This window comes from Methylobacterium sp. W2, assembly GCF_020662345.1.
Lineage (GTDB): Bacteria > Pseudomonadota > Alphaproteobacteria > Rhizobiales > Beijerinckiaceae > Methylobacterium.
Window position 1 is genome coordinate 1 of record NZ_VMOA01000049.1, and the last position, 26,616, is coordinate 26,616.

Consider the following 26,616-nt stretch of genomic DNA (forward strand, 5'->3'; position numbering starts at 1 on the left):
CCGCCCCACCCACTGCGGCAGCCCCCGCTCCAGCCGCGAAGCCGCCTGCGCCGAAACCGGCGGTGTCGGAGGCCATCAAAAATGTCCGCGATCGACTCGACGAGGCCAAGGCCAATCTCGACGAGCGCGAGAAGCTACTCGCAGGGCGCAACGTCGATCCCGCCAACTTACTGAAGGCACGAGACGGACTCGATGCCATCGCCGACCGGATCCGTCAGATCATCGACGCCACCACCCCGCGCCTCGAAGCTGCCCGCGAGCGCCTGACTCAGCTCGGCCCGAAGCCGAAGGAAGGCGAGGAGGGCGAGGACGTCGCCAAGGAGCGTGCCGAGCGCGAGCACGCGGTGTCCGAGATCGACGAGACGCAGAGGCTGGCCAAATCGCTCCTCGTCCAGAGCGACCAGATCATCGACCAGATCACGAACAAGCGCAGGGCGGCCTTCACCCGCGGCCTGTTCGAGCGCTCGTCGGCGCTGGTGAATCCTGATCTCTGGATGCGTATCGCCGACGATGTCCCCCGCGACATCCGGGCGTTGCAAGCCGCCGTCAGCGACATCGCCGGTCTGTTCGGCCGCAACGGATCGATATGGAATCTGCTGCTGCTCGGGGTCGCGCTTGGCATCTCGGTGGCGCTGTATTTCGGGCGTCGGAACATCGCACCGCGCCTCGGGCGGCGCAGCCAGAGCGTGGTCGACCCGACCCAGCGCATGAAGCTGATGGCGGCTTGGCGCGTCTTCCTCCTCGGCACCGTGCCGGCGGTGGTGGGGAGCTACGCGGTCTATTATGCCCTCGATTCCACGGACCTGCTGCCGCAGCGGCTCATGCCGGTGGCGGGTGCCATCCTCGGCGGCCTCGCCTTCATCGCCTTCGTCGAGGCCCTCTGCGACGCGCTGCTGTCGCCGGAGAAGCCGTCCTGGCGTCCTGCTCCGCTCAGTGATTCGACGGCGTCGCGACTGACGCGACTCGCCGTTGGCATCGCCACGGTGATCACGGTGGTGAAGTCCATCGAGGCGCTCAATTCCGGTATCTACGCCGCACTGTCGATCTCGATCGCCACCCGTGGCATCGGCGCGCTCGCCACCATCCTGATCCTCGCCATCGGCCTGCATCGTTTCGCCGATACCGCCGACAAGGAGGAGGCGTGTTTCGGCCCCTACGTGGCGCCGGAATCAACCACCACGATCGGCGGGCCAGCGCGGCTCCTAGGATGGGCCGCCGTGATCGTCATCGGCATTGCGCCGCTCGTCGGTTATGTCGCCTTCGCCGCCTTCCTCATCGACCAGCTGGTCTGGACGGCGTGCCTGATCGCCTTGCTCTATCTGCTCATCTCCAGCGCCGACACGTTCATCGGCGGCACGCTGAAGGATGAGACCCGCTTCGCCACAGCGCTCCAGGCGAATACCGGCCTGCGCAAGCGTTCGATCAACCAGATCGCCGTCCTTTCGACCGGACTCGCCCGGGTGGTTCTGATCCTCGTGGCCGCCCTGTTGGCGCTGGCGCCCTGGGGTCTCGATTCCACCGACGTGTTCACCTCCGTGCGCAGCGCCTTCTTCGGCTTCAAGGTTGGAGATGTGACGATCTCGCTCTCGACCATCGCCTATGCGGTGGGGCTTCTCGTGATCGGCGTGGTGATCACCCGCGCCGTCCAGCGCTGGCTGGAACAGACCTACCTGCCGGCCACCGATCTTGATGCGGGTCTTCGCAATTCGATCTCCACCATCACGGGCTATTGCGGGTTCCTGATCGCCCTCGCACTGGCCTTCTCCTATCTCGGCCTCAGTCTCGAAAAGCTGACCATCGTCGCCGGGGCGCTCTCCGTCGGTATCGGTTTTGGCCTTCAATCCATCGTCAACAATTTCGTTTCGGGCCTGCTGCTGTTGTGGGAGCGCCCGATCCGCGTTGGCGACCAAGTGCTCATCGGCGACAGCGAGGGCATCGTGAAGCGCATTTCCGTGCGGTCCACCGAGATCCAGACCTTCGACCGTTCAGCGGTGATCGTGCCGAACTCGAACCTCATTTCCGGCATCGTGAAGAACCGGGTGCGCGGCGACCGCACCGGCCGGGTCACCATCACGGTCAACGTCCTACGCAACCAAGATCCGGTCCGTGCCGCCGAAATGCTTGTGGCCTGCGCCGCCGCTCATCCGGACGTGCTGAAGGAGCCGGCGCCGCGGGTGGTGTTCCGCAAGATCGGCGATCCCTTCCTCGAATTCGAACTGATCGCGATGATCGTCGATGTCAGCATGAGTCTGAAGGTGACGAGCGACCTGAACTTTTCCGTGTTTCAGACCTTGTCCGGCGCAGGGTTCATACCGGCCCTCGGCCCCGGATCGAGCGTTGTCACCGTCCAGGGCCTGGAGCCGGTCCAGACCGCACTCGGGCAGATTGCGGGCGTGTTCGCGCAGAACCGAAGCCAGGATCGACCAGCTCAGGTGGAGGAGGTCGATGATCGGCAGGATAATCCTTCCGCGAACGAGGAAGCCGAGCCGATGCGCTCGGCAACGCCCCGTGAACCGAACCGGCGTAGGAGCCCTGCGGAAGTGTCGTAGACCGACACGATCGGCGACGAACGCGAGGCGGGAACGATGACGATAGGATTCCGGGTGTTCGGCTTCGCGCTTGCGGGCGGCCTTGCGCTGTCCGGCTGCGCCAGGGAAGCGCCGACGACCGGTGCGCTTCCGAGCTTGTACTGGCCGATGACCACCTCCAGCGCATCGGTCGATTCGGCAACCGCGCGCGATATGATCTCGGCCTATCGTGCGCGGAGCGGCGGCGCTCCCCTACGGATCGACCCGGACTTGCAGCGTCTCGCCGAAGCCGAGGCGGCGGCAATGGCGGCAGCCGACAAGCCGAGCCAAGCCCAGACGGTGAAGATCGCGGTGCAGCGCCTCGGCTATGCGGGCGCACAGGCCAATCTCTCGGCCGGCTATCACACCCTGGCGGAGGCCTTCTCGGGATGGCGCGACAGCCCGGCTCATAACAGCGTCATGTTGGCGCCCCGTGCCACCCGCATGGGCATCGCCACGGCCTATGCGCCGCACTCGAAGTACAAGGTCTATTGGGCGCTGCTGGTCGCCGAGTAGCCCGCGTGCCGCCCTCAGGGCGACTTCATCGAACGCGGCGTCGGGGCCTGCTCACTCATGAGGGTCACCGTTACGCGGCGGTTCGAGGACAAATACGGGTTGTCCGGAAATAGCGGCTCGGTATCCGCCTTGCCGGAGACCGAAGCAAATCGATCATCGGGTACGCCAGCGCCGGCGAGGATCTCTCTCACGCTGATCGCGCGGTTGGCCGAGAGTTCCCAGGGCGGGGCAGGGGGGCGCGTTCCGGGCCTGTCGGTCGCGGTGTAGCCTGTCACCGCGATGCGGTTGGGCAATTGACGGATGACGGGGGCAAGCTTCTCCAGAAGGCGCCGGGTCCGGTCGTTCGGGCGGCTCGACCCGTTCGGGAACATCGTGCTGCCGTCCTGATCGACCAAGGAGAGGTCGAGGCCTTTCTGCGTCGGGGTGACGATGACGTTCTTCGAAAGCTCCGCGATCTCGGGCATGTCTTGCATCGCCTGACGCAGGCTCGCGGCGGCCAGACCGAACGCCTCTGGGTAGCCGCTGTCAGGGGTCCCCTCCGTAGCGCTCGCTTCAAGGTCCGGCGGGTTTGGTCGATCGGTGGCCTGTTCGGGCGGGATGTCGCGGCGGTTCTTGATATGCCCCGGCGTCGGAAGTCCGTTCACCTCGATGATGCCTGCAAAGCGCGATTCCTTATTGACGCCGAACGCGTCTCGCATGGAGCCGGCCACGGCCTGCATCTTCTTCTGGTCCTGTGTGGAATAGGCCGCGATCATCACGAAGAAGCTCATCAGCAGCGCCATGAGATCGGCGAAGGTCACGAACCAACCGTGACCGCCATGGCCTCCGCGCTTCTTCCTGGCCACGGCCGGTTACCCTCTTCCCGTCAGGCCGCTTCCGCCGCGAGGTCGTCGCGGTGGTTATGCGGCAGGTAGGCGATCAGCATTTCACGCACGAGGGACGAGCTCTTGGAGTCGCGGATGAGAAGGATGCCGTCGATGATGAGCGAGCGGGATACGTCCTCCTCCTCCAGCTTCACGTGCAGCTTGTCGGCGAGCGGGAGCGCGATCATGTTGGAGATCAGCGCGCCGTAGAGGGTGGCGAGCAGCGCGGTCGCCATGGCGGGGCCGAGTTTCGACGGGTCCGACATGTTGGCGAACATCGTCACCATGCCGAGAATGGTACCGATCATGCCCCATGCCGGAGCGCAGTCCCCGAAGGCACGGTAGATCTTCGAGCCCTCGTCGAGATGCATCAGGAAATTGTCGCGGTCTCGCTCCATCGTGTCGCGGATAAACTCGCGGTCGTAGCCGTCGGCGATGTAGCGGGCGCCCTGCGCCAGGAAGGGATCGGAAATCTCCATGTTCTCCAGGGCCATCGGGCCCGACTTGCGCACGACATCGGCGATCTTGGTGATTTCCTCGATGAGTTCGCGCGGTCTGATCGCCCGCATGGTGAAGGCGTAGCGCATGCCCATCGGCAGGCCGTGCATCATCGTGGCGAACGGGAAACGGATCATCGTCGCCGCGGTGGAACCGCCGAAGATGACGATGACCGCATGCTTGTCGAAAAAGGCGGCGAAGTTGCCGCCATCGATCATGATCAGGGTGAAGACGACACCGAAGCCGCCCAGAAGCCCGATACCGGTTGCGAGATCCATGGTGAACCCTGGTCGGCTTACCCAGCACCACGGAAAAGGATCCGAGCGGAAAGCGACGCGCTCAGACTTAGGCAGTCGCGCTGAACGAACCGTAAAGGATAACGGTCCGCTCCCGTCATTCCCGTCATTCCCCGTTCAGGCTCCACTCTCCATAAGCCGATCACGCCAAAGGGTTTGGGAGCTTTCCGAGATGGGAGCCGACCCCTGGGACAAATGATAAAGGGCGAAGGTTCCGGCAAAAGGAACCGCGCCGGGATTGGCATCGGAGCATACGTCGTCATGCCGTTGGTTCGTCTTTATGCGCGTGTCATGAGCCTGCTCGGCGCCGATCGGCGCCTGGCGATCCTGCTCGCCCTTGCCAATGTGGCCCTCGCGGTGGCGGCTTTCGCCGAGCCGCTGCTCATGGGACGCATCATCGATCAGCTGACGCACCTGAAGAGCGACGGCAACGCCTTCTCGACGCTGGCGCCGCTCATCGGCGCATGGGTCGCCTTCGGCCTGTTCACCATCGCCGCCGGCGTTACCATCGCGCTGCATGCGGACAGGCTGGCCCATCGCAATCGTCTCGCCTCCATGGCGAACTACTTCGAGCATGTGCTCGAACTGCCCCTGGCTTTCCATTCCTCGAATCATTCCGGGCGCGTTCTCAAGGCGATGCTGGAAGGATCAAACGGCATGTTCTGGCTCTGGCTTGGCTTCTTCCGCGATCATTTCGTGGCCGTCGTGTCCCTGGCCGTGCTCCTACCGATGACTCTGTTCGTGAACTGGCAGCTCGGCTCGATCCTGGTCGTGCTGGTGACGATGTTCACCGTGCTGACCACCTTCGTGATGCGCCGCACCGAGATGCTGCAGGGCCGGGTCGAGGCCTACCAGTCGGGCCTTGCCGCCCATGCCTCGGACGCTCTCGGCAACGTCGCCGTCATCCAGTCCTTCACCCGCGCCAAGGCGGAGAAGGAGGCCATGCACGGCATCATCCGCAACCTGCTCGCAGCCCAGATCCCGGTTCTGTCCTGGTGGGCCCTCGCCAACGTTGCGACCCGCGCTGCCGCGACGCTGACCATGACGGCGATCTTCATCACGGGCATCGCCCTGCACCAGCACGGCATGGCCTCGATCGGTGAAGTCGTGGCCTTCATGAGCCTCGCGACCATGCTCGTCGCCCGCCTCGACCAAGTCGCTACCTGCATCAACGGCCTGTTCCAGCAGATGCCTAAGATCGCCGAGTACTTCGAGATTCTCGACACTACCCCGGCCGTGCACGATCGTCCGGGCGCCGTGCAGGTGGCCCGTTTCGAGGGCGAGGTCTCGTTCGATCAGGTCGGCTTCTCCTACACCCCGCGCCGCAAGGCCGTGGAGAGCGTCTCCTTCACCGCGCAGGCCGGCCAGACCATCGCCCTCGTCGGCACCACCGGCTCGGGCAAGTCGACCACGTTGGGCCTTCTGCACCGCGCCTTCGACCCGGATACCGGCGCGATCCGCATCGACGGCACCGATATTCGCGACATCGGCCTCTCCTCCCTGCGCCACAACATCGGCGTGGTGTTCCAGGAGCCGATGCTGTTCGCCCGCTCGATCCGCGAGAACCTTCAGGTCGGCCGTCCCGACGCCACCGATGCGGATATGCTCGACGCCCTCGACCGCGCCCAGGCGACGGAGTTCATGGATCGCCAGTTCGACGGTCTCGACACGATCATCGGCGAGCGCGGCCGCTCGCTCTCCGGCGGCGAGCGCCAGCGTCTCTCCATCGCCAGGGCGTTGCTCAAGAACCCCCCCGTGCTGATCCTCGACGAGGCCACGTCCGCTCTGGACGCGACAACCGAGCGTAAGCTGCAGGGTGCGCTCGAGGCCGTGATGGAGGGCCGGACCACCTTCGTCATCGCCCACCGCCTGGCGACGATCCGCAACGCCGACCGCATCCTCGTCTTCCACGAGGGCCGGATCGTCGAATCGGGAACCTTCGAGGAACTCGTCGCTGAGAACGGCCGCTTCGCCGACCTCGCCCGGGCGCAGTTCATGGCCGGTACGGACGCCACGGAACCAGCTCTCGCCCTGGCGGCGTGACATGAGATGACCTTCCCCCCCTCTGCCGGGGAGGGTGCCTGCGGTGCAAGCGGAAGACGGGGGCGACCTCTTCGGACAACGCGCTCCCTTCATCCGACCCGCTACGCGGACCACCCTCTCCCGCGGTGGGGAGAAGGGGGTTCCCACTCAATGCTTCCTATCGCGACGAGGAGGCGTCTTCGATCTCCTCCTCGGCCCACACTCTGAACTTCGTCAGGACGTTCGATCCAAACGTATGGGTCAGTGGCACGTCCGCCGCATCTCGCCCACGGGCGACGAGGATGCGGCCACGGCGTGGGGCATTGTTGCGCGGGTCGAATATATGCCAGGCCCCGCCGAGATAGACCTCGGTCCAGGCAGCGAAATCGCCGGGCGCATGCGGCTCGGGCTCGCCGATGAAGCTGAGGTAGCCGGTGCAGTACCGCGTCGGCATGTTGAGGCCACGGCAGAACGCCACGAACAGATGGGCGTAGTCGCGGCACACCCCGCGCCCGACGGCGAGGGCATCGGCGGCGGTGCGATCGACGTTGGAATATCCGTAGCCGAAGCTGATATGGCCGTGGACCCAATCGCAGACCGCCTGGGCACGGGCCCAGCCGGGTGAGACGTCGCCGAACAGGCGCCAGGCTTCGTTCGAGAGCAGATCGGATTCGCAGTAGCGGCTCGCCACCAGGAAAGGCAGGGCCTCCAGCGGCAAGTCCTCGATGGGATGCTGGATCGCTTGCGGCACCACCGGATCGAGATGACCGTCATCCTCGAGCCATCCCTCCACCGAGAGGGTCACCGCCCCCGCCGGCGCCACGAGGCGGCAGCACCGGTTGCCGAAATCGTCGATGAACACTTCATGCGGCGTCTCCGGGCCGATGGCCAAGCGGTCCGGCTCGGTCGCTCGCGCGAACCGGCTCGGATGCGCCGTCAATCGAGCGATCATCGGAGTAGGATAGGCGAAGTCGTAGCCCATCTCGCAACCGAACCTGATGCGCATTACCCTTGAACCTCCGACCGACCATCGCGCCAGCCCCGCTGCCCTCATGCCCGCGCGAGACCGTTCGGCATAGGCCGCGAAGGTCACAGGTGGATGTCGGCATGCAGGCTGCGGCACCCTGCTTCAGTGCCGACGCGCCTCGGCCTGCCTTGCCAGCATCCGGGCCTGGAGCCGCTGGCGCCGTGCTGCAATGACGGTGCCATTGATTTCGCCGCCGAAGAGAAACATCGCGGCGAGCCAGTAGAGAAAAACCAGAAACACCATCGCCGTCGCCAACCCGCCATAAGTGGAAGCGTAAGCGGTGGAGAATCGGTCTAGGTAGAAGCCGAACCCGAGGCCAGCGAGGAACCACAGGAGGAGCGTCACCGCGACGCCGGGAAGCACCGACAGGATCGGGCGTCGGCCGGCCGCCACGAATTTGTGGGCGATGACGAGAACCGCCATGAGGAGAAAGGCGGTGATGCCGATGCGACCGATGGCGACGGTAAGGCTCAACGGTTCGAGCCCCGGCGCCACGTCGATGACCCTGCGCCAGATCAACGGACCGAGGACCACGAGAAGCGCGAAGGCGAGCATGGCGAAGGCGCCGCAGACGACATAGCCGATCGATTCGAGGCGGGTCAGCCACCAGGGCCGAATCTCACGCAGGCCGTAGGCTCGATTGAGCCCCACCCTGAGACTCTCCACTCCGGAGGACGAGAAATAGAGGGCGAGCAGCGCGCCGATGGTGAGCACGCCGCCGCGCTGCTCGGTGAGCACGCGGTGAACCTCACCCGCGATGGGCTTTGCCACCTCGCGCGGCCACGCCTCGAAAATCAGGACGCCCGCCTCGTCGGCTAGCGACTTGGTCCCGAACAGACCGGCCAAAGCCGCGAGCAGGATCAGGAAGGGAAACAGCGAGGTCAGGATCGAGAGTGCGATATGGCTCGCGATCGCCCAGCCGTCATGGGCGACGAAGCGCTGGGCGGCGAGGCTGGCGATACTGGCGCTGTTGCTGAGACGGCTCACGGCGGGTGGGGCGCTTCTCGTGACTGTGGGGCTCGGGATGAGACCGTCTGTCTAAACGCGAGGCTGGACGATGGCGCAACGTCCGGTTCGATCGTCCAGTCGATGCAGTGCTGCCCGCCACCGGGACGGCTTGTGTTCGGCGGTTCGGTGTGTTGCCTGCGCCACCGTCATGTCAGTCGATACACCGGCTTCCCCAACCCGCACCGTGCCCGCATCGCTGGTCTCGTCGGTCTTCGTCCTGATCTGGGCGTCGGGATTCGTCGCCGCGCGTTTCGTGGCGCCCCATGCGGAGGCCTTCACCTTCGTCGCTATCCGACTCGTCGGCGTCGCCATCGTTCTCACCGCCATCACAATCGGCCTCGGCGCGAGGTGGCCGCGTAGCCGGGCGGGATGGCGCGATGCCCTGGTCGCCGGGGTGCTGATGCAGGGTATCTACGTCATCGGCGTGTTCTGGTCGGTGGAGCGTGGCCTGCCATCCGGCATCGCCGCCCTGGTCGGTAGTCTCCAGCCCCTGCTGACGGCGGCCATGGCGCGCCCGTTCCTCGGCGAGGTCGTCAGCCCCCGTCGCTGGGCCGGGATCGCCACGGGCTTTGCCGGCGCGCTTCTCGTGCTCGCCCCTAAAATCGGTACGGCGGACGCATCCGGCATCCCGGCGCTTCCCCTCCTGGCCTGCCTCGGGGCCATGGTGGCGATGACCATCGGCACGCTTTGGCAGAAGAGCCATGCTGGACAGGCCGAACTGTTGCCGAATGCGACGATCCAGTTCATTGGGGCCGCGCTCCTCGCGGTTCCGGCGGCGCTTATGTTCGGCACTGGGCGTTTCGACGCGTCCCTGCCGCTCTGGGGCGGGCTGGCCTGGTCAATCCTCGTCAATTCGGTGGCCGGCATCCTGCTTCTTCTCGCCTTGATCCGGCGCGGCGAAGTGGCCGGCGTGGCGTCCCTGCTCTTCCTCGTGCCGCCGGTTTCGGCAGCCATGGCCTATCTGCTGTTCGGCGAGACCCTGGCGCCGGTGCAGATGACCGGCATGGCGGTGGCCACGATCGGAGTCGCCGTCGCTAGCCGCAGGTGACTTTTTCTTTGATTCATCTCTCAATAAAATTCAGATTTCCTAGTTTTGTCGAGCAGAACCGGGCTTTCTCCGGAAAGAAATAATGAATTCAAGCGGGATAGTGCCGCGCTGCGGCGAGACGCCTCTACAGACTTGGCAAACCTGCCTATAATGAGCGCCAACCCTCATTCTGATTTGAGAGATTCGAACCATGTCCGCTTCCCCGGCCGTCTCCACCGAACCGCAGGATCTCCTGACCCTCGCCCAGGGCTCCGGCGAAGCCGCCAAAGCCCTCGTCGCTGAGGCGACCCGTCGGGTTCGCGCGAAGGTCCTCGGCGCCGATGGGAAGATCTCGCCTGAGAAGCTCGAGGCCGAGCAGCATGCGGCCCATGGCCTGGCCTGGCTCGCCACCTATGCAGAGGGTGTGCGCGAGCTCGGCGCCTATGCGGCACGCCTGACCGAAGCCGGTGAGTTCGGGGAGACCGAGGCGCTCCTCGTGAAGATCGGCATAGGCGAATATCTCGACCAGATGTTCTCCGGCATTCCCATGAGCCAGGGCGAGATCGTGCGTCCGACCGGCTCGCTGGGCCTGTCCGTCCGCGAGGTCGCGAAGTTCCGGACCGATGCCGTCGAGAGTATGATCGCCGAGGGCAACACGCCTGAAAACCGGGCCGCGCTCGTGGCGCGCATCCGCGACAACGGCGGCTCGGCCACCATCGGCAAATCCGGTCTCGACGAGGACATGGAGGCGATCCGCTCCGAGATGCGCCGCTTCGGTCTCGCCGAGGTCGTACCGCACGCCCATGAGTGGCACAGCCAGAACGCCTACATCCCGATGGAGATCGTCACCAAGATGGCCGAACTCGGCGTCTTCGGTCTGACGATTCCCGAGGAATACGGCGGCATGGGCCTGCCGAAGATCTCCATGTGCGTGGTCTCGGAGGAACTCTCCCGCGCCTATATCGGCGTCGGCTCGCTCGGCACGCGCTCGGAGATCGCTGCCGAACTGATTCTGTGTGGCGGCACCGAGGAGCAGAAGCATCGCTTCCTTCCGGGCATCGCCTCGGGCGACACCCTCCCTACCGCCGTGTTCACCGAGCCGAATACCGGCTCCGACCTCGCGTCCCTCAGGACCAAGGCCGTGAAGGACGGCGACGTGTGGAGGATCTCGGGCAACAAGACCTGGATCACGCATCCGGTCCGTGCCGACATCATGACTTGCCTTGTGCGCACCAAGCCCGAGGAGAAGGGCCACAGGGGCCTGTCGCTGCTCGTTGCGGAAAAGCCGCGCGGCACCGATGAGGATCCCTTCCCGGTGGCCGGCCTGTCCGGCGGCGAGATCCACGTTCTCGGCTATCGCGGAATGAAGGAATACGAGCTCGCCTTCGACAATTTCGAAGTGCCGGCGGCCAACCTCCTCGGCGAAGTCGAAGGCAAGGGCTTCACCCAGCTCATGCAGACCTTCGAATCCGCCCGCATCCAGACGGCAGCCCGCGCCATCGGCGTGGCGCAGAACGCCCTCGACCTCGGCCTGCGCTATGCCGAGGACCGGGTGCAGTTCGGCAAGGCGCTGATCAACTTCCCCCGCGTCGCCGACAAGATCGCGATGATGGCGGTGGAGATCAACATCGCCCGCCAGCTGACTTACTTCTCCGCCCGCGAGAAGGACGAGGGCAAGCGCTGCGATCTCGAGGCCGGCATGGCCAAGCTGCTCGGCGCCCGCGTCGCCTGGGCGGCAGCGGACAATGCCCTCCAGATCCACGGCGGCAACGGCTTCGCGCTGGAATACGCGGTTAGCCGCGTGCTCTGTGACGCGCGCATCCTCTCGATCTTCGAAGGTGCCGCCGAGATCCAGGCCCAGGTCATCGCCCGCCGCCTGCTCGAGACCGCCTGAACTTCCACGCCGCGCGCGGCGGCTGGGCAGTCAGCCCGGTCGCCGACGCGGTCTTCGAACGAAAAAAAGGCCTGGAACCGGGTTATCCCTGGTTCCAGGCCTTTTTCTGTATTGATGTCCCCCTCCCAAATACGGGGATAAGGCGCGGATCCTACTCCGCTGGTGCGTGATGGCTCGACGGCATCGAGCCCGCATCAGCCGCCTTCGGCTCGTGCTCCACCGGCTTCGTCTTGAACAGGCGCATGACGAAGACGAAGAAGACCGGCACGAACAGAACCGCCAGGATCGTGGCGGAGATCATGCCGCCGAGCACGCCGGTGCCGATGGCCTGCTGGCTCTTCGACGCCGCGCCCGAAGCGATGGCCAGGGGCACCACGCCGAAGATGAAGGCCAGCGAAGTCATCACGATCGGTCGGAAGCGGAGCGTCGATGCCTCGATGGTCGCATCGACCAGCGATTTGCCCGGTCGCCACAGGTCCTTGGCGAACTCCACGATCAGGATCGCGTTCTTAGCCGAAAGGCCGATGATCGTGATGAGCCCGATCTTGAAGTAGACGTCGTTGGGCAGGCCCCTCAGGTAGACCGCCGCCACCGAGCCAATGACGCCGAGCGGAATCACCAGCAACACCGAGAACGGGATCGACCAGCTCTCATAGAGAGCCGCGAGGCACAGGAACACGATCAGGATCGACAGGGCCAGCAACAGCGTCGCCTGACTGCCGGCCTGCTTCTCCTGCAGCGACTGGCCGGTCCAGATGTAGCCGAAGCCCTTGGGCAGCTGCTGCATCAGGCGCTCCATCTCGGCGATCGCATCGCCGGAGGTGTAGCCCGGTGCCGGCTCGCCGGTGATCCGCACCGACTGGTAGCCGTTGAAGCCGATGATTTGCGCCGGCCCGACACTCCATTTGAGATCGGCGAAGGACGACATCGGCACCATCGCGCCCTGGCTGTTCTTGACGCCGTAATTCAGCAGATCAGCCGCCTTCAGGCGCTGGCTGTCCTCGGCCTGCACGATGACGCGCTGCATTTTGCCCCGGTTCGGGAAGTCGTTGGTATAGACCGAACCGAGATTGACCTGGATCGTATTGTTGATCTCCTCGAAATCGACGCCTAGGGCTGCCGCCTTCTCGCGATCGATGACGAGTTCCGCTTGCGGTGCCGGGGGCAGTCCCTCGACATAGACCTTCTGCAGGATCGGGCTCTTCTTGGCGAGCGACAGCAACTGTTCCTGCGCCGCCATCAGGGCCGAATACCCCTTCTGGGCGCGGTCCTGAAGGCGGAAACTGAAGCCCGAGGCGTTGCCGAGATTGTCGATCGGCGGCGGCTCCAGCGCCTGGATCACAGCGTCCTTATAGGCGCCGAGCGCCTTGTTGGTGCCCTCCACCAGGACAGCCGCCGAGTTGGCCGCGTCGCGCTCGCCCCAGGGCTTCAGCGTGACGAAGGCCTGGCTCGTCACCTGCCCCTGTCCGGAGAAGGAGAAGCCGTTGACCACCGTCACCGTGGCGACGCCGGACTGGGCCATCAGGTGCTCCTCCACCGCCTTCACGGCATTGAGGGTGCGGTTGAAGGACGAACCGGGCGGCGTCTGGATGTCGACGGTAAAGAAGCCCTGGTCCTCCACCGGAAGGAAGCCTTCCGGCATCCGCACGAAGGCGAAGGCGAGGCCGATGACGAGGGCGAGGTAGACCATCATCACCCGGCCCGAGCGTTTGATCATCCCCGCGACGCCGCGTCCGTAACGTGCGGTCTCCCGGTCGACGACCCGATTGAACCAGCCAAACACGCCGCCCTTGGAATGGCCGTGGCCCTTCTCGATGGGCTTGAGCAGGGTGGCGCAGAGAGCCGGCGTCAGCGTCAGGGCGAGAAGCGCCGAAAAGCCGATGGATGTCACCATGGCAATCGAAAACTGACGGTAGATGATACCCACCGAGCCGGGAAAGAACGCCATCGGGATGAACACCGCGATCAGCACCAGGGTGATGCCGATGATGGCGCCTGTGATCTGGCTCATCGCCTTTCGGGTCGCCTCCTTCGGAGACAGCCCTTCCTCGTTCATGATGCGCTCGACATTCTCCACGACCACGATGGCGTCGTCGACGAGGATGCCGATGGCCAGCACCATGCCGAACATGGTGAGCACGTTCACCGAGAAGCCGGCGAGCAGCATCACCGTGCAGGTTCCCATGAGGGCGATCGGCACGACGATGGTCGGGATCAGGGTGTAGCGAATGTTTTGTAGGAACAGGAACATCACCACGAAGACGAGGATGACGGCCTCCACCAGCGTCATCAGCACCTTCTTGATCGAGGCTTCGACCGCGGGCGTGATGTCGTAGGGGATGTCCCATTGCACGTTGGAGGGGAAGAACTGCGACAGCTCCTCCATCTTCGCGCGGATGGCGGACGCGGTCTCGAGGGCGTTGCCGTCCGGCGCCAGGGTCACCGAGATGCCCGCCGCCTCACCGCCGTTCAGGCGGGTGGTGAACTTGTAATCCTCACCGCCGAGCTCGATCCGGGCGATGTCGCGCAGGCGCACGTTCGATCCGTCCGGGTTGGCACGCAGGACGATAGCGCCGAACTCCTCCGGCGCCGTCATCTGTCCCTTCACGATGATCGGGAAGTTGACGGTGTTCGAGGCCGGGCTCGGCATGGCGCCGACGGCGCCCGATGCGATCTGGACATTCTGGTTGGTGATCGCCTTCGACACGTCCGAGGCGTTCAGCGACAATCCACGGAGCTTATCGGAATCGATCCAGATGCGGAGACTGCGCTCGGTGGAGTAGAGCGTCGCGCGACCCACGCCGGGGATACGGCGGATCTCGTTGATGACGTTGCGGATCAGGAAGTCGCCCAGCGCGATCTCATCCATCGACTTGTCGGGAGAGATCAGGGTGATGATGTTCAGCGTCGCGGCGGAGGCTTCCTCCACCAGCGTGCCCTGCTGGCGTACCTCGGCCGGCAGGCGCGCCTCGACGCGCTTGAGACGGTTCTGGACCTCGACACCTGCGAGGCTCGAATCCGTGCCCGGCTGGAACTGCGCCGTGATCTCGATCACGCCGAACGCATCGCTCGCGGATTCGAAACTGAGGATGTTGGCCGCGCCGTTGAGTTCGTCCTCAATGAGGCGCGTGGTGCCGGTATAGAGGTTCTCGACCGATGCTCCGGGATAGGAAGTCGACAGGGCGATCGAGGGCGGCGCGATGACCGGATACTGCGCCACCGGCAGGCTCGGGATCGACAGGATGCCGCCGAGGCAGATGAAGAGCGCAACGACCCAAGCGAAGATCGGGCGATCGATGAAGAAGCGTGCCATGGGTCAGCGCACCTGAGCGGAAGCGGGCTGCGCCGCGGGCGCCTTGTCGTCGAGATCGGTATCGTAGGGCTTGGCCTCCGCCTGGGCGGCCACCTTCATCTCGACGGTCTTGACCGACGAGCCGACCGAAATCTTCTGGACGCCCTCCACCACGACCCGGTCGCCGGACTTGAGCCCGTCACGAATGACCCATTGCGAATCGACGACGGGTCCGACCTCCACCGGCTGGAGCATCACCTTGTCGTCCTTGCCGACCACCCAGACCTCGGCCTTGCCGTCATTGGTGCGCTGGATCGCCTGCTGAGGCACGGCGATGGCGTCGACATCGATGCCCTGCTTGATGCGGGCGCGGACATACATGCCCGGGAACAGCTCGTCATGCGGGTTCGGGAACAACACGCGCAGGGTGACCTGTCCCGTGCTCGGATCGGCGGTGACATCGGAGAACAGCACCTTGCCGGCCGAACCGTAGAGCGAACCGTCATCCATAATGAGATGCGCGTTGGCGGTATCGTTCGATAGGCGCGAGAGCTCGCCGCTGGCGAGGTCCCTGCGGAGCTTGTTCAGCTCACCGACGGACTGGGTGATGTCCACGTAGATCGGATCGAGCTGCTGGATCGTGGCGAGGTTGGCGGTAGCCCCCTGTTCCACCAGCGTACCCTCGGTGAGAAGGGCGCGGCCGATCCGGCCGGAGATCGGCGCGCGGACATCGGTGTAGTTGAGATTCAGCTTGGCCCGGTCGCGGGCGGCTTTGGCACCGGCCACTTCGGCCTGAGCCTGCTTCAGGCCGGCATAGGCGCTGTCGTATTGCGCCTGGCTCGCGGTCTGGCGGGACAGGAGCTGCTCGAGCCGGTCGGCCTGCTGGCCCGCCAGGACCTGGGCCGCCTCCGTGCGGGCGAGCGCTGCCTCTGCACTGGCCAGTTCTGCCTCGAACGGGGCGGGGTCGATCTTGTAGAGGATGTCGCCTTCCTTGACCAAGCTGCCCTGTTCGAACGTGCGCTTGACCACGAGACCGGACACGCGGGAACGCACTTCGGCGATGCGCAGCGGCGCGACACGGCCGGGGAGGTCGCGGAGATAAGGAATCGGCTGCTCGCGCACGGTGACGATGCTGACTTCGGCGGGTGGGCTTGGAACCGGAGCCGCGGCCTGCTGTTTCTGATTGCAGGCGGACAGGGCGACCATGACGGAGGCTGCAGCCAGGGAGGCCGGCCAGACACGTCGGGTACGAAGGGCAGTGGACGTCACGATGATTTCGCTCCTGTGCGATACGCGGTCGATCGCAATCCGCCCGGCGGATTGGCAGCTCTGACACTCAAGTCCCGGGCAAAGATCCGCGAAGCGACCTCAGCGCCGTGGCAATCGCTGGGCCACGCGAGGCGGCCATGGCGTCACTGGGCATGCAGCGGCCGGCCCAAGGCCAACCCCATACATCACGGCTTCAGCAATCGTTCACAATCTGGGCGATCGCGCGACGCCAGCCGGGAAAAGGAGAAGCTTCGACGCGGGGTGGTCAAAACGCCGCGGCCAAGCTCTCAAGCCACTATCCGGGGAGGGCGTTGGAGCGGTGCGTCGGCGTTTATCCCGAGGGACAAAGCGGACCGCCCGCGAAGGGTCGGCGCCAAGGCTGTACCGAGCGATCGCGATCCCGGAAGAGAGGGCGGGGCCACCGCGTCATCGATCTCCAGACGCGGTGAGCATCCCGTCGACGGCGCCTCACCCTGGCTTATGAGACCGTCGGGCCCTTGGCCGGAAACCGGCGCTTCGACTCCGACGGCCCACAGCCCGTGAGGCAAGGTCGGGAGGACCATGACAAGGAGGGAGAGCAAGACCAGCATGGTCGACAGGGCTGAACGCGGATGGACGAACGCCTGCGCTAGCGAGGCGGTCGAAGCGAGGCATCCTGCCTCCAGAGAGGCGACGGCAGATCTGGTCGGCGATGAGGTCACGAGACTGAGGGTGGGGCGAAAGTTCCCGCAACGCAATAACCTGCGACATTCTGTCAAACAGCCCGATGGAAGTTCGAATCACGGCCGTTGCCCCAATCCCACAGCATATTTCGTTCGCATCGCAGCGGGTTGACCGTCCTTAACCATCCGGCCAAGTCTGCCCACCCGATCATCTGACGTCCGGCTCACCGAGTCTGGACCTCGCCGGAATGGGAGACGGGGTGCATATGCACCGGCCTGTCCAGGTCCGGCCGGAGACGACCAAAATGGGCATGCGCTCCCTTCTCGCCGCCACGGCTCTCACGATGGGCGTGGGCGTCTCCACGTGCGGCGCCGCCAGCGCCGCAAACCCGTTCGACAGCGGGCCGATCGCGGACTTCATGAACATCTTCAAGGAGCAGGCGATCCCGCGCGAGACGGTTGCGTGGAAGGGGGCGGAGAAGCCCGGCACCATCGTGGTCTCAACAACTCAGCGCCGGCTCTACTACGTGCTCGGCGGTGGTCAGGCCGTCCGCTACGGCGTCGGCGTCGGCCGTCAGGGCTTCTCCTGGTCCGGCCAGAAGTCGGTGACGATGAAGAAGGAATGGCCGGCCTGGCGCCCACCGGCGCAGATGCTGGCGCGGCGGCCCGACCTGCCGCGCTTCATGGCCGGCGGCCAGGACAACCCCCTTGGCGCACGGGCGATGTATCTCGGCTCCTCGCTCTACCGTATCCACGGCTCCAACGAGCCAGAGACCATGGGCGCCGCCGTCTCGTCGGGTTGCATCCGCATGACCAACAAGGATGTGGTCGACCTCTACGACCGGGTGAAGGTCGGCACGAAGGTGATCGTGCGCAACTGAAAACCCGATCCGCTTCCCGCCGGTCTCCGGTCGGTCGTGACCGGACGAAGTAGGAATCGGAATGATCTTCGGGATCGACATCAGCCTCATCGCGGGCCTGTTCGCGGTGGCCGTGGCGGCCGGGTGTGTCGATGCTATTGCGGGGGGCGGCGGCCTCATCACGGTTCCGGCCCTGCTTCTTTCCGGGCTCGATCCGGTGAGCGCCATCGCCACCAACAAACTCCAGGGCAGTGCGGGGGCCGTCTCATCGACCATCGCCTTCGCACGTCGCGGTCACATCCATTGGCCGGCGGCATGGAAGATCGCGCTCAGCGCCGGCTTCGCGTCAATCGGCGGTGCACTCTGTGTCAGTCTGCTGCCGCGGCCCGTCCTCGACGCGGCCGTACCGGTCCTGCTGATCGGGATCGCGTTCTACTTCGCCTTCGCGCGGCGGATGAGCAGCGAGGACGCGACGGCGCGGATGCGGCCCGGCCTGTTCGCGCTCACCTGGGCTCCCGCCGTCGGATTCTACGACGGCGTGTTCGGCCCCGGCGCCGGGGCGTTCTATATGATCGGGTTCGTGACGCTGCTCGGCCTCGGCGTGGTGCGCGCCACCGCCCACACCAAGCTCGCCAATGCCGCGAGCAACCTCGGCAGCCTCGCCCTGTTCGCGGCCGGAGGCCATGTGGTCTGGCCGATCGGCCTCGCCATGGCGGTGGGGGCCTTCATCGGAGCTCAGATCGGCTCTATCCTGGCGATCCGCCTCGGTGCGAAGCTGATCCGGCCGCTCCTCGTCACCATCGCCTGCGCGATGGCGATCCGGTTGCTGTCGAACCCCGAGAACCCGCTGCGGCAGGCCGTGGCCGGGCTGTTCGCCGGGAGCTGAGCGCGGGCGTCAGCGCGGCATGAAGGCCCAGTAATCCAGGTCGAGGATCACGGCGGGGTCGTAGCCGTCGCCGGTCTTGTCCGGGTGGGCACCGCAGGGCTGGTTCTTGGTGGCGACGGTACGCAGACGCAGGGCACCGATATCGGAACGGCCGGGAAGCTCAGCGGCTTCAAGCACTTCGCTCCAGGCGTAGACCGTATCACCGGCAAAGAGCGGGGCCACGTGGCGCCCGGCATTGATGCCGGCCAGCGCGAAGGCGTTGCCGAGGCCGTTGAAGCTGAGCGCGCGGGCGAGCGAGATCACGACGCCGCCATAGATCAGGCGGCGGCCGAAACGGGTATCCTTGGCGGCGAACCCGTCGAAATGCACCTTCGCGGTGTTCTGGTAGAGTCGCGTAGCGATCTGGTGCTCGGCCTCTTCGACGGTCATGCCGTCCACATGGTCGATCTTCTCCCCGACGACGTAATCGCCGAACCGGTGCGGAGAGCCGGCAAGGTCGAGATCGTAGGCGCCGACGTTGAGCGGCGGCAGGGCACCGGCGAGGTCGGCCGGATCGACCACCTTGGCGAAGGTCGGGACGTGCTCCTGCTCGATCTTTGCTTCCGGGTCGCGCTTCTTTACCAGCACCCAGCGGCAATAGCTCAGAACCGTCTCGCCATTGGCGTCCGAGCCGGTGGAGCGGACGTAGACCACGCCGGTCTGGCGGTTCGAGCTCTCCTTGAGGCCGATCACCTCGGAGACCGTGGACAGGGTCTCGCCGGGATAGACCGGCCGGCGGAAGCCGCCCTCGGCGTAGCCGAGATTGGCGAGCGCGTTCAAGGAGATATCCGGCACCGTCTTGCCGAACACGACGTGGAAGGTAAGGAGGTCGTCGAGCGGGCTCTGCGGGTAGCCGATCGCCTTGGCGAAAGCATCCGAGGACTGCACCGCGAAGCGTGGCCCGTAGAGCGAGGTATAGAGCGCGACGTCGCCGCTCGTCACCGTGCGTGGGGTGGCATGGCGGATGGTTTCGCCGAGGCGGTAATCCTCGAAGAAGCGGCCGGGATTGGTCTTCATCACTGGGTCGTCCTTCGGATTGGGTCTCGTCTCTTCGGCCCGGGGCGGATTCAGCCGCCGTAGACGACGGTCTGGGGCGGAATGAACTCGTGCAGGAGGCGGCTCACGAAGAGCAGCAGAAGCACGAGGACGATCGGCGACAGGTCGATGCCGCCGAGATTGGGCAGGATGCTGCGGATCGGGCGAAGGACCGGCTCGGTCAGCCGATACAGCACCTGACCGATCTGCGAGACGATCGGATTGCGGACATTGACCACGTTGAAGGCCACGAGCCAGCTCAGCACGGCGCTGGCGATGAGTACATAGATGAAGAGCTGCACGACGGTGTCGAAGAGCCAGAGAAGAGCATACATGCGCGGTCTGATGTCCTCGTTCGCCCTGCCTTGTCAGGCTCGGGTCTAACGTCGGGAATTCCGGAATTGACAGGTCGAGGTACGCGCGCCTACAAGGCCGGCACCTCGGAACGGGGCTGTAGCTCAGATGGGAGAGCGCCGCAATCGCACTGCGGAGGTCAGCGGTTCGATCCCGCTCAGCTCCACCAGGCAGTCTGCAGAAACTGCTTGTCTGGTGGTCTTTTTAAAAAGCGTCGTAGCGTCCGTGGCTTAGCTGGACCTCTTCGAGTCTACGCCGGTCTCGGTCGCTGGAGACCCGAGATAATCCGCGAGATATCGGCGCGGTCTCAGCAACCCTCGATCTCGTTTCCGCGGATGCGCCTCGCCGGTCGATGACTGCGTCCTTCACGACAGTCTGTTTCATTCGTTTCCCGCATCGCATACAACCCGCGAACGGTCGCAAACGCAGCGATGGCAAAAGCAGTTGGGAGTGGTGCGGGTCTGGCTGTCGATGACAGATAGGTAATCGACGGCGCTTTGCGCTCAGACCCCGAATGCGCGTTCCTGCTCGGCCCAGGATATCGGTAGCACCACAAGATCACGCACGCCGATGCCGCGGGGTAAACGACCGTCTACGATCGCGTCGACGATCCGCGGCGAGAGATGTGCCAGCGGCAGCAACATCCGCACCGAGCGTTCGCTGCAGTCCTCGCGGGCGGCGATGGCATTGGTGGCGGTGACCCGCGCGGCGACGAGGTCGTCGATCCAGGCGCGGCTGCGGGCTATGGCCTTGAGGATGCGTATGCGGTCTTCGGGCTTCATCGGTCGCAGGCCGGCGTGCTCCGATCCCGGCGGGACGATGATGTCCCGCCGGTTGTGAGCGCGCTTCGGGGCCCATGCGATCCGGATGGGCTCGCGTTCCTCGGTGCCAAGAAGATCGATGTGAAGGGTGTCGGGATGGACGGTCACCTGTCTCAGCCGACCGGCGATCGTCTCGGCGTCGCTGAGAGGCTCGGCAGATGCTGAAGGGGATGCAGAGGTAGTGGACGAGATGCCGGCGGAGGCCGGTAGGGCTCGCAGCGTTGCAAGCACGAGCGCCTCGATCGCGTGGGCGGCGACGCGGCGGACCGTGCCGGAGGGCTTTCCCTGCAGCACCGTCTGGCTGACATAGTATCGGTAACGACGCGCGCCCTTGGCGGTATGGGTCGGGGTCATGAGGTCGCCGCGGTCGTCTCGGATGCGCCCAACGAGGAGATGAGCGCATTCCTGCCGTCTCGCGGTGTGGCCGTGGTGGTTGCGAGCGACTTGCGCCTGCACCGTATCGAAGATCACCGGATCGACAATGCCGGCATGCTGGCCCTCATGAACCTTCCCCTTGTGCGTGAGCCGGCCGACATAGATCGGGCTCCCCAGGATCTGGTATAGGTGGCCGCGGGTGAAGACGCCGCCCCCGACCGTGCGGCCCTTGCCATCGAGGCGTTCAGGCACGCGGATGCAGGCCTGTTCCAGTTCGGCCTTCAATCCAATGACGGTCCCGAGCGCGAGATAACGCTCGAAGATCATCCGCACCACCTCGGCCTGATCGGGGACGACGTGCAGGTCCCGGTCCGCAGCCCGGTAGCCGAGCGGCACGACGCCGCCCATCCAAAGACCCTTGCGCTTGCTTGCGGCGATCTTGTCGCGGATGCGTTCACCGGTGACCTCACGCTCGAACTGGGCGAAGGAGAGCAGCACGTTGAGGGTCAGCCGACCCATACTGCTCGTGGTGTTGAAGGCCTGGGTCACCGATACGAACGAGACCCCGTGCTCATCGAAGGTCTCGACGAGCTTGGCGAAGTCGGAAAGCGCCCGGGTAAGGCGATCGACCTTGTAGACCACCACCACGTCGATGCGACGGGCCTGAATCTCGGCGAGAAGCCGCTGCAGGGCAGGGCGATCGAGGGAACCGCCCGAGAAGCCCCCATCGTCATATCGGGTGGGGAGACAACGCCAACCTTCGTGCGCTTGGCTCTTGATGTAGGCCTCGGCTGCCTCGCGTTGGTTATCGAGGGAGTTGAACTCCTGTTCGAGCCCATGTTCAGTCGAGACCCGGGTATAGATCGCGCATCGCAGCACAGACGGCTTTGGCGCGGGTTCTCTCATCCGCTTCATCGCGGGCTTCATCGAGCGATCCCCCTATTCTGTCCCGCACGCACTTTCGCCGCTTCCGTCCCCGTCGCCTTCCCGCGCAAGCCAAAGAAACGTGGCCCGTTCCAGTTCGTACCGGTGATCGCCCGGGCAACCTTCGACAGGCTATCGTAGCCGATGCCGTTCCAGGCAAAGCCCTGCTCCAGCACCGTCACTTGCTGCAGCTCCCCCCGCCACTCTCGCACCAGCACGGTCCCGGGACGGCTCGCCGACGCAGAGGGGAGGGGGATCGCATCAATCGCGGATGCGCTCGCCGCATCGTGACGTCCGCCGCGCCGATAGGTCTCGCCCCGAGCGAGGCGATTTAGTTGACGCGCCGTCTCACGATCCAAGTCGCCGAAGGCGGCGGCCTGGACGCGGTAGGCCAAGATTCCGTGCAGCAGCGGGCGGGTGAGATGCTCTGGCGCGGGGCGCCCAAGCATCTTGCGCCAGCGCCTCTGCAGACCGGCAAGATCCAGGGCTGCGAGCCGGGCGAGCTCGGCCTCGACGTGATCGTCGCGGCCTACACGGGAGACCACCACACCGCTCGGAGGCGTAGCGTTTGAGGCAATGGCGATCATCGGCTTGCTCATCGGCGTACTCGGTACTCTCGCCCTTGCCGTGATCAGACGGCCGCAGCCACGGCGTTGGTCTCGCCGTCCTTGCGTCGAGCCGGCCCGCGGCTGGACTTAGGCCGCCGGGCCGGCTCCTCGGGCTCGATGCGATAGGCGGTCGCGCCGTCCGCGCGTTTGCTCTTGGCCAAGATCCGACCGGCCGATCGCAGGCGGGAGAGCACCGCCCGGGTCGTGTGTGGCAGCCATCCGCTGATGGCGATTAACTCAGCGAGGGAAGCACCTTCGGCCCGGCTGAGAAGCCTGAGCACAAGCTCGCGTTTGCTCACCGCGGTCGGTGGCAGCGTGGCGCGATCCACCCCCGCATGAGGGACTGGAACAGGCGGCGTCATTCCGACCGATACATACCCGGCCGGCGTAAGATCATGTGCCGTCACGCCCGCCAGCTCGTGGGCCTCGCTCACCGCGATGAGCCTGCGCTTTAAGAGCCGGCCGACTGTGCGCTTGCAGGAGAGTGGTGTCATCGTCTCGGGGAGGGCGATCCGGCCATGCGACTGGTTCGCTGCCGCGGACGGGACGGCGGCATCATTGCGGGAGAGGGCCGGGTGGGTCACGATCGACATGGAAAGCTCCAGGTGCGGCGGAGGTGCCATCACTCCGACCCCGCGATCGGCGACATGCCGGCGGGGCTGGGCGAACCCGAAGGTTCGGAGCAAAATCGGAACGAGCGATCGATCAGTCGTCCGGTGTCCTCCTGCGTTCGTCGGCGCGGGTGATCCGACCAATCAGGCAGACGGCACCGTGCAAGGTTGTCGCCACATGGAGAAACGTATCCAGATCGATGATGATTTGCAGGGCCTCGCGCTCCGAGCCAGCCTCGGCGCAGGCCAAAGCTGCCTTCGAGACCGCAACCGCATCGCTCAAGCGTGTGCGGATCTCATGCAAGCATGCAACTATACTTAAGCCCGTCAGGCTCATCGCCGTCCTCCGTTTCGGTCCGCCAGCACACACATGCTCGGATCGGTGCGGCAGTCGAATGAAATCTCTCCTGATATCCAATAAAAGCTCTAACATTCCGTCGGTAACGCATGAAGCCACCACTTGGAGTGCTCATTCCGAACGATAATGCAGACTTTCCCGGAATCTGCCTGATCGGACCAAACTGGCAACAAATTCATCACGACATAGGGGCGTATGGGTTCGCATCCATCCGTCTTCGCCATTACCTTTTACCCAAAAAATACATCGCCTATACAGCAACTTGGCGGACCCCGTTTTTCGGCACGTCCCCAGCAAGTACCCAAAATCCCGGGCTTAGCCGGTACTCACGGCGTCCAGCTTTCCACGGGTCGGACTACCGAGACCCAGCCGCCTCGCGCTCCCAACGCTCCGGACCGAGCTTCCTTGCCAAATCCGACGGCGTCTTGGCCCGGACGTAGCCACGGCTTACCTGGCCGGACAGGCTCGCCATCTCGGTCAACACGTCGCCGTCGGATGCCTTGAAGTAGGCCATCTCCATCTCGTCCGCAGCTCTCGCCAATGATTTGTCCACGAGAACGAAAAGAGAACAAATCTGACGAAGGGTCGATTCCGGGACGCGGCGGTTCGCGGCGTCGTTAGCTGATCTTCAGCCAGGAGCGGATCATCTGACGCCGGGCCACGTACCGCCTCCACTCGCGGTAGCGATCGATGGGTGCGGCGCAATCGGCAGACGCAAGGACGCGCTCGACGCCGACGAGGATGCTCATCGCCCCGAACGGGCAGATCGCTGTTAGGACGAAGTCGACGTCGTCGCTATCCAAGGATCGTGGTCTCTATCGTGGGTTCGTTAGAACTCGCACAACGCGCCTGGAGCGGCTAGGGTGCCTGGCGACGCGGGGGCCCGGTGGTCAACACACTCACGCCTGGACAACGCAGCGAGCGCATGGGGCGGGTCCACAACAAGAACACCAAACCCGAGATGCGGGTCCGACGCCTGGTCCATTCCATGGGCTACCAGTACCGGCTACATCGGAAGGACCCGCCCGGCAAGCCGGACATGGTCTTCCCCTCACTGAAGGCGGTCATCCTGGTGCACGAGTGCTTCTGGCATCGGCACCCCGATCCGTCCTGCCCCCTGACCCGCACTCCCAAGTCCAGGCTTGAATTCTGGGGACCGAAGTTCAAGGCGAACCACGCACGCGACCTGCGTAACGAGGCGGAATTGACTCGCCTGGGCTGGCGAGTCCTAACGGTTTGGGAATGCGGATTAAGGGACGTTGAAGGACTTCAGGGGATAGTCCGTGCGTTCCTTGGAGCCAAAGGGTGAAACGTGCGCGCGGTCGAGTTATTCGCCGGTGCCGGGGGGCTGGCCCTCGGTCTCAGTAAGGCCGGCTTCAAGCCGTGGCCGGCCCCCATTCGGTGGCCCAGGGTCGAAGTTAGTGCATCGTTGGTTGGAGTTGACCCCGTTTATGGTCCACGGCCTATGCAAGTTCCCGGGCTGTGACAGCTTGGTTGGCGAAGGCTCGGGGCGTCAAGCCGCCTAGGGCCGTGTGAGGTCGATCTTCGTTGTAGTGGCACCTCCAGTCCTCGATGCGCTCACGGGCATCAGCCAGCGACAGGAACCACGAGGCGTTCAAGCACTCCGCTCGAAGACGGCCGTTAAACGACTCAATATAGGCGTTGTCGGTCGGCTTGCCCGGTCGGGAGAAGTCGATCTCGACCCCGTTCAGGTAGGCCCATTGGTCGAGCATGCGCCCGGCGAACTCCGGTCCATTATCCACCCGGAGACTCTTGGGCCGACCTCGCAGCCGGACCAAGGCGTCCAGAGCCTCGGTCACCTGGAAGGCGCGGAAGTTGGCTCTCGGTGTCAGTGAGAGCGCCTCTCGCGTGTGGCAATCGACGACGGTCAGGATCCGGAACGGACGCCCGTCGAACAGGCGGTCGGACATGAAGTCCATGGCCCAGACCTCGTTGGGTCCAACGATCGCCGGTCGTCCCTGGCGATAACGCCAGGCTCGTTTGCGCTTGGGCAGCTTGGACCTGATCGACAGTCCCTCGTCGCGGTAGATCCGGTAGGTGCGCTTATGGTTCACCTCCCAGCCCTCCCGTCGTAACAGGATGTGCAGCCGCCGGTAGCCGTAGCGCACCCGTGCGGCAGCCAACTCCTTCAATCGCATCCGCAGCGCGACCTGAGGGTCCGAGCGCTTCCTGTAGCGCTGGGACGAGCAGCCGAAGCCGGTAGCCAGACAGGCCTGACGCTCGCTGATCCCATAGGCAACCTGCAGGTGACCAGCGACCTCACGGCGAGCGGCGGGCCTCACTACTTCCGTTTGAGGACGTCCTGCAGCATGGAGCGGTCCAGCGTCAGGTCGGCGACCAGCCGCTTCAGCTTGCTGTTCTCGTCCTCCAGCTGCTTGAGCCGTCGGATCTCCGGCACGCCCATGCCGACGAACCGCTTCTTCCAGCGATAAAAGGTCGGCTCGGATACGCCCATCTTCCGGCAGACCTCGTCCACCGTCGCACCATTCTCCGCCTGCCGCAGGGCGAAGGCGATCTGTTCATTCGTGAAGCGTTTGCGAGGCATGGCATCCACCCTCCTTCAGGGTTCAGGATGCCCGAAAAACTTGCGCTCAGCGCGGACCAGTTTGCTGGGTCAGGGTCAGTGGTGGGCCCAGCAGGAGTGAAATAACTCAACAAAATCAAGGGCCATATACGCAGGTGCGGGAATTTCGGCCCATATGATTTCAAACGGTTATTTTTTGCGCATCCCGCACCGACACAGTGCGGATAAGATCAAAATAAGGTCTGGCGCGGAGCGATCC

23 protein-coding genes and 1 tRNA gene are annotated in these 26,616 nt (G+C 64.9%); 9 read left to right on the top strand and 15 right to left on the bottom strand.

Going from position 1 to position 26,616, the window contains the following annotated elements; all coding sequences use genetic code 11:
* Together FPV16_RS21595 and FPV16_RS21600 are read left to right on the top strand one after the other, a co-directional pair.
* A partial coding sequence (locus FPV16_RS21595) for a DUF3772 domain-containing protein (protein ID WP_227440506.1) occupies positions 1–2,549 on the top strand: 2,549 nt, incomplete at its 5' end.
* A gap of 36 nt (positions 2,550–2,585) precedes the next feature.
* Positions 2,586–3,083 (top strand): CAP domain-containing protein, encoded by a 498-nt coding sequence (locus FPV16_RS21600; RefSeq protein ID WP_227440511.1) that lies wholly within the window; start codon positions 2,586–2,588, stop codon positions 3,081–3,083.
* A 14-nt stretch (positions 3,084–3,097) separates the two neighbouring features.
* Here FPV16_RS21600 and FPV16_RS21605 read toward each other — a convergent pair whose 3' ends face one another.
* A complete protein-coding gene (locus tag FPV16_RS21605; RefSeq protein WP_227440512.1) occupies positions 3,098–3,928 on the bottom strand; it encodes a flagellar motor protein MotB in 831 nt (276 codons plus the stop codon).
* A 20-nt stretch (positions 3,929–3,948) separates the two neighbouring features.
* Positions 3,949–4,722 (bottom strand): motility protein A, encoded by a 774-nt coding sequence (locus tag FPV16_RS21610; protein WP_227440513.1) that lies wholly within the window; start codon positions 4,720–4,722, stop codon positions 3,949–3,951.
* 279 nt (positions 4,723–5,001) lie between these two features.
* On the opposite strand from FPV16_RS21610, the gene FPV16_RS21615 reads away from it, so the two are divergent.
* Positions 5,002–6,783 (top strand): glucan ABC transporter ATP-binding protein/ permease, encoded by a 1,782-nt coding sequence (locus FPV16_RS21615; protein WP_227440514.1) that lies wholly within the window; start codon positions 5,002–5,004, stop codon positions 6,781–6,783.
* Between the two features lie 157 nt (positions 6,784–6,940).
* Here FPV16_RS21615 and FPV16_RS21620 read toward each other — a convergent pair whose 3' ends face one another.
* Together FPV16_RS21620 and FPV16_RS21625 are read right to left on the bottom strand one after the other, a co-directional pair.
* Positions 6,941–7,768, bottom strand: coding sequence for a transglutaminase-like domain-containing protein (locus FPV16_RS21620; protein ID WP_227440515.1), 828 nt, complete (start codon positions 7,766–7,768; stop codon positions 6,941–6,943).
* 123 nt (positions 7,769–7,891) lie between these two features.
* Positions 7,892–8,776 carry a YihY/virulence factor BrkB family protein gene (locus FPV16_RS21625; protein WP_227440517.1) on the bottom strand — a complete coding sequence of 295 codons (885 nt, stop codon included), beginning with the start codon at positions 8,774–8,776 and terminating at the stop codon, positions 7,892–7,894.
* 169 nt (positions 8,777–8,945) lie between these two features.
* Here FPV16_RS21625 and FPV16_RS21630 point away from each other — a divergent pair, with 169 nt between their 5' ends.
* Both FPV16_RS21630 and FPV16_RS21635 read left to right on the top strand, forming a co-directional pair.
* A complete protein-coding gene (locus tag FPV16_RS21630; protein ID WP_227440519.1) occupies positions 8,946–9,845 on the top strand; it encodes a DMT family transporter in 900 nt (299 codons plus the stop codon).
* 190 nt (positions 9,846–10,035) lie between these two features.
* Complete coding sequence (locus FPV16_RS21635) at positions 10,036–11,718, top strand: acyl-CoA dehydrogenase family protein (RefSeq protein ID WP_227440521.1); 1,683 nt, start codon at positions 10,036–10,038, stop codon at positions 11,716–11,718.
* 151 nt (positions 11,719–11,869) lie between these two features.
* Here FPV16_RS21635 and FPV16_RS21640 read toward each other — a convergent pair whose 3' ends face one another.
* The gene (locus FPV16_RS21640) at positions 11,870–15,031 is read right to left on the bottom strand and encodes a multidrug efflux RND transporter permease subunit (protein ID WP_227440523.1); all 3,162 of its coding nucleotides are present in this window, start codon (positions 15,029–15,031) and stop codon (positions 11,870–11,872) included.
* 3 nt (positions 15,032–15,034) lie between these two features.
* Positions 15,035–16,216: an efflux RND transporter periplasmic adaptor subunit gene (locus FPV16_RS21645; protein WP_227440554.1), complete on the bottom strand. Its 1,182-nt coding sequence runs from the start codon at positions 16,214–16,216 to the stop codon at positions 15,035–15,037.
* A gap of 1,036 nt (positions 16,217–17,252) precedes the next feature.
* Here FPV16_RS21645 and FPV16_RS21650 point away from each other — a divergent pair.
* Both FPV16_RS21650 and FPV16_RS21655 read left to right on the top strand, forming a co-directional pair.
* Positions 17,253–17,822 (top strand): L,D-transpeptidase, encoded by a 570-nt coding sequence (locus FPV16_RS21650; protein WP_413629333.1) that lies wholly within the window; start codon positions 17,253–17,255, stop codon positions 17,820–17,822.
* Positions 17,823–17,883: 61 nt separating this feature from the next.
* Positions 17,884–18,687, top strand: a complete 804-nt coding sequence (locus FPV16_RS21655) for a TSUP family transporter (RefSeq protein ID WP_227440524.1) — start codon at positions 17,884–17,886, stop codon at positions 18,685–18,687.
* A 9-nt stretch (positions 18,688–18,696) separates the two neighbouring features.
* On the opposite strand, the gene FPV16_RS21660 is transcribed toward FPV16_RS21655, so the two are convergent.
* A complete protein-coding gene (locus FPV16_RS21660) occupies positions 18,697–19,743 on the bottom strand; it encodes a MaoC family dehydratase (protein WP_056141443.1) in 1,047 nt (348 codons plus the stop codon).
* 50 nt (positions 19,744–19,793) lie between these two features.
* The gene (locus FPV16_RS21665) at positions 19,794–20,096 is read right to left on the bottom strand and encodes a YggT family protein (protein WP_227440525.1); all 303 of its coding nucleotides are present in this window, start codon (positions 20,094–20,096) and stop codon (positions 19,794–19,796) included.
* 112 nt (positions 20,097–20,208) lie between these two features.
* On the opposite strand from FPV16_RS21665, the gene FPV16_RS21670 reads away from it, so the two are divergent.
* Positions 20,209–20,284, top strand: a tRNA-Ala gene (locus FPV16_RS21670).
* Between the two features lie 334 nt (positions 20,285–20,618).
* Here FPV16_RS21670 and FPV16_RS21675 read toward each other — a convergent pair.
* From FPV16_RS21675 to FPV16_RS21700, 6 genes are all read right to left on the bottom strand, one after another.
* Positions 20,619–22,238 (bottom strand): recombinase family protein, encoded by a 1,620-nt coding sequence (locus FPV16_RS21675; RefSeq protein WP_227440526.1) that lies wholly within the window; start codon positions 22,236–22,238, stop codon positions 20,619–20,621.
* Complete coding sequence (locus FPV16_RS21680; RefSeq protein WP_227440527.1) at positions 22,235–22,834, bottom strand: DUF2924 domain-containing protein; 600 nt, start codon at positions 22,832–22,834, stop codon at positions 22,235–22,237. Before FPV16_RS21680 ends, FPV16_RS21675 begins: the two co-directional genes overlap by 4 nt.
* A 32-nt stretch (positions 22,835–22,866) precedes the next feature.
* Entirely contained in the window at positions 22,867–23,436 is a 570-nt protein-coding gene (locus FPV16_RS21685) for a DUF3489 domain-containing protein (protein ID WP_227440529.1), read from the bottom strand.
* A gap of 112 nt (positions 23,437–23,548) precedes the next feature.
* Positions 23,549–23,791, bottom strand: coding sequence for a hypothetical protein (locus FPV16_RS21690; protein ID WP_227440530.1), 243 nt, complete (start codon positions 23,789–23,791; stop codon positions 23,549–23,551).
* Positions 23,792–24,167: 376 nt separating this feature from the next.
* Positions 24,168–24,326 (bottom strand): hypothetical protein, encoded by a 159-nt coding sequence (locus FPV16_RS21695; RefSeq protein WP_227440532.1) that lies wholly within the window; start codon positions 24,324–24,326, stop codon positions 24,168–24,170.
* Positions 24,327–24,429: 103 nt separating this feature from the next.
* Entirely contained in the window at positions 24,430–24,615 is a 186-nt protein-coding gene (locus FPV16_RS21700) for a hypothetical protein (protein ID WP_227440534.1), read from the bottom strand.
* Between the two features lie 83 nt (positions 24,616–24,698).
* On the opposite strand from FPV16_RS21700, the gene FPV16_RS21705 reads away from it, so the two are divergent.
* Complete coding sequence (locus tag FPV16_RS21705; RefSeq protein WP_227440535.1) at positions 24,699–25,121, top strand: very short patch repair endonuclease; 423 nt, start codon at positions 24,699–24,701, stop codon at positions 25,119–25,121.
* A gap of 154 nt (positions 25,122–25,275) precedes the next feature.
* On the opposite strand, the gene FPV16_RS21710 is transcribed toward FPV16_RS21705, so the two are convergent.
* Positions 25,276–26,378, bottom strand: a protein-coding gene (locus tag FPV16_RS21710; RefSeq protein ID WP_227440537.1) for an IS3 family transposase whose coding sequence is annotated in 2 segments (ribosomal slippage) — positions 25,276–26,117 and positions 26,117–26,378 — 1,104 coding nt in all. Because the reading frame shifts where the segments join, the coding sequence is not laid out codon by codon here.
* Positions 26,379–26,616: the final 238 nt, after the last annotated feature.

Bases quoted from the DNA above. Each gene is read 5' to 3' on its own strand.
- FPV16_RS21600 (WP_227440511.1), top strand. From the start codon at position 2,586: ATGACGATAGGATTCCGGGTGTTCGGCTTCGCGCTTGCGGGCGGCCTT.
- FPV16_RS21610 (WP_227440513.1), bottom strand. From the start codon at position 4,722: ATGGATCTCGCAACCGGTATCGGGCTTCTGGGCGGCTTCGGTGTCGTC.
- FPV16_RS21615 (WP_227440514.1), top strand. From the start codon at position 5,002: ATGCCGTTGGTTCGTCTTTATGCGCGTGTCATGAGCCTGCTCGGCGCC.
- FPV16_RS21620 (WP_227440515.1), bottom strand. From the start codon at position 7,768: ATGCGCATCAGGTTCGGTTGCGAGATGGGCTACGACTTCGCCTATCCT.
- FPV16_RS21630 (WP_227440519.1), top strand. From the start codon at position 8,946: ATGTCAGTCGATACACCGGCTTCCCCAACCCGCACCGTGCCCGCATCG.
- FPV16_RS21635 (WP_227440521.1), top strand. From the start codon at position 10,036: ATGTCCGCTTCCCCGGCCGTCTCCACCGAACCGCAGGATCTCCTGACC.
- FPV16_RS21640 (WP_227440523.1), bottom strand. From the start codon at position 15,031: ATGGCACGCTTCTTCATCGATCGCCCGATCTTCGCTTGGGTCGTTGCG.
- FPV16_RS21645 (WP_227440554.1), bottom strand. From the start codon at position 16,216: ATGGTCGCCCTGTCCGCCTGCAATCAGAAACAGCAGGCCGCGGCTCCG.
- FPV16_RS21650 (WP_413629333.1), top strand. From the start codon at position 17,253: ATGCGCTCCCTTCTCGCCGCCACGGCTCTCACGATGGGCGTGGGCGTC.
- FPV16_RS21655 (WP_227440524.1), top strand. From the start codon at position 17,884: ATGATCTTCGGGATCGACATCAGCCTCATCGCGGGCCTGTTCGCGGTG.
- FPV16_RS21660 (WP_056141443.1), bottom strand. From the start codon at position 19,743: ATGAAGACCAATCCCGGCCGCTTCTTCGAGGATTACCGCCTCGGCGAA.
- FPV16_RS21665 (WP_227440525.1), bottom strand. From the start codon at position 20,096: ATGTATGCTCTTCTCTGGCTCTTCGACACCGTCGTGCAGCTCTTCATC.
- FPV16_RS21675 (WP_227440526.1), bottom strand. From the start codon at position 22,238: ATGAAGCCCGCGATGAAGCGGATGAGAGAACCCGCGCCAAAGCCGTCT.
- FPV16_RS21680 (WP_227440527.1), bottom strand. From the start codon at position 22,834: ATGAGCAAGCCGATGATCGCCATTGCCTCAAACGCTACGCCTCCGAGC.
- FPV16_RS21685 (WP_227440529.1), bottom strand. From the start codon at position 23,436: ATGTCGATCGTGACCCACCCGGCCCTCTCCCGCAATGATGCCGCCGTC.
- FPV16_RS21690 (WP_227440530.1), bottom strand. From the start codon at position 23,791: ATGAGCCTGACGGGCTTAAGTATAGTTGCATGCTTGCATGAGATCCGC.
- FPV16_RS21695 (WP_227440532.1), bottom strand. From the start codon at position 24,326: ATGGCCTACTTCAAGGCATCCGACGGCGACGTGTTGACCGAGATGGCG.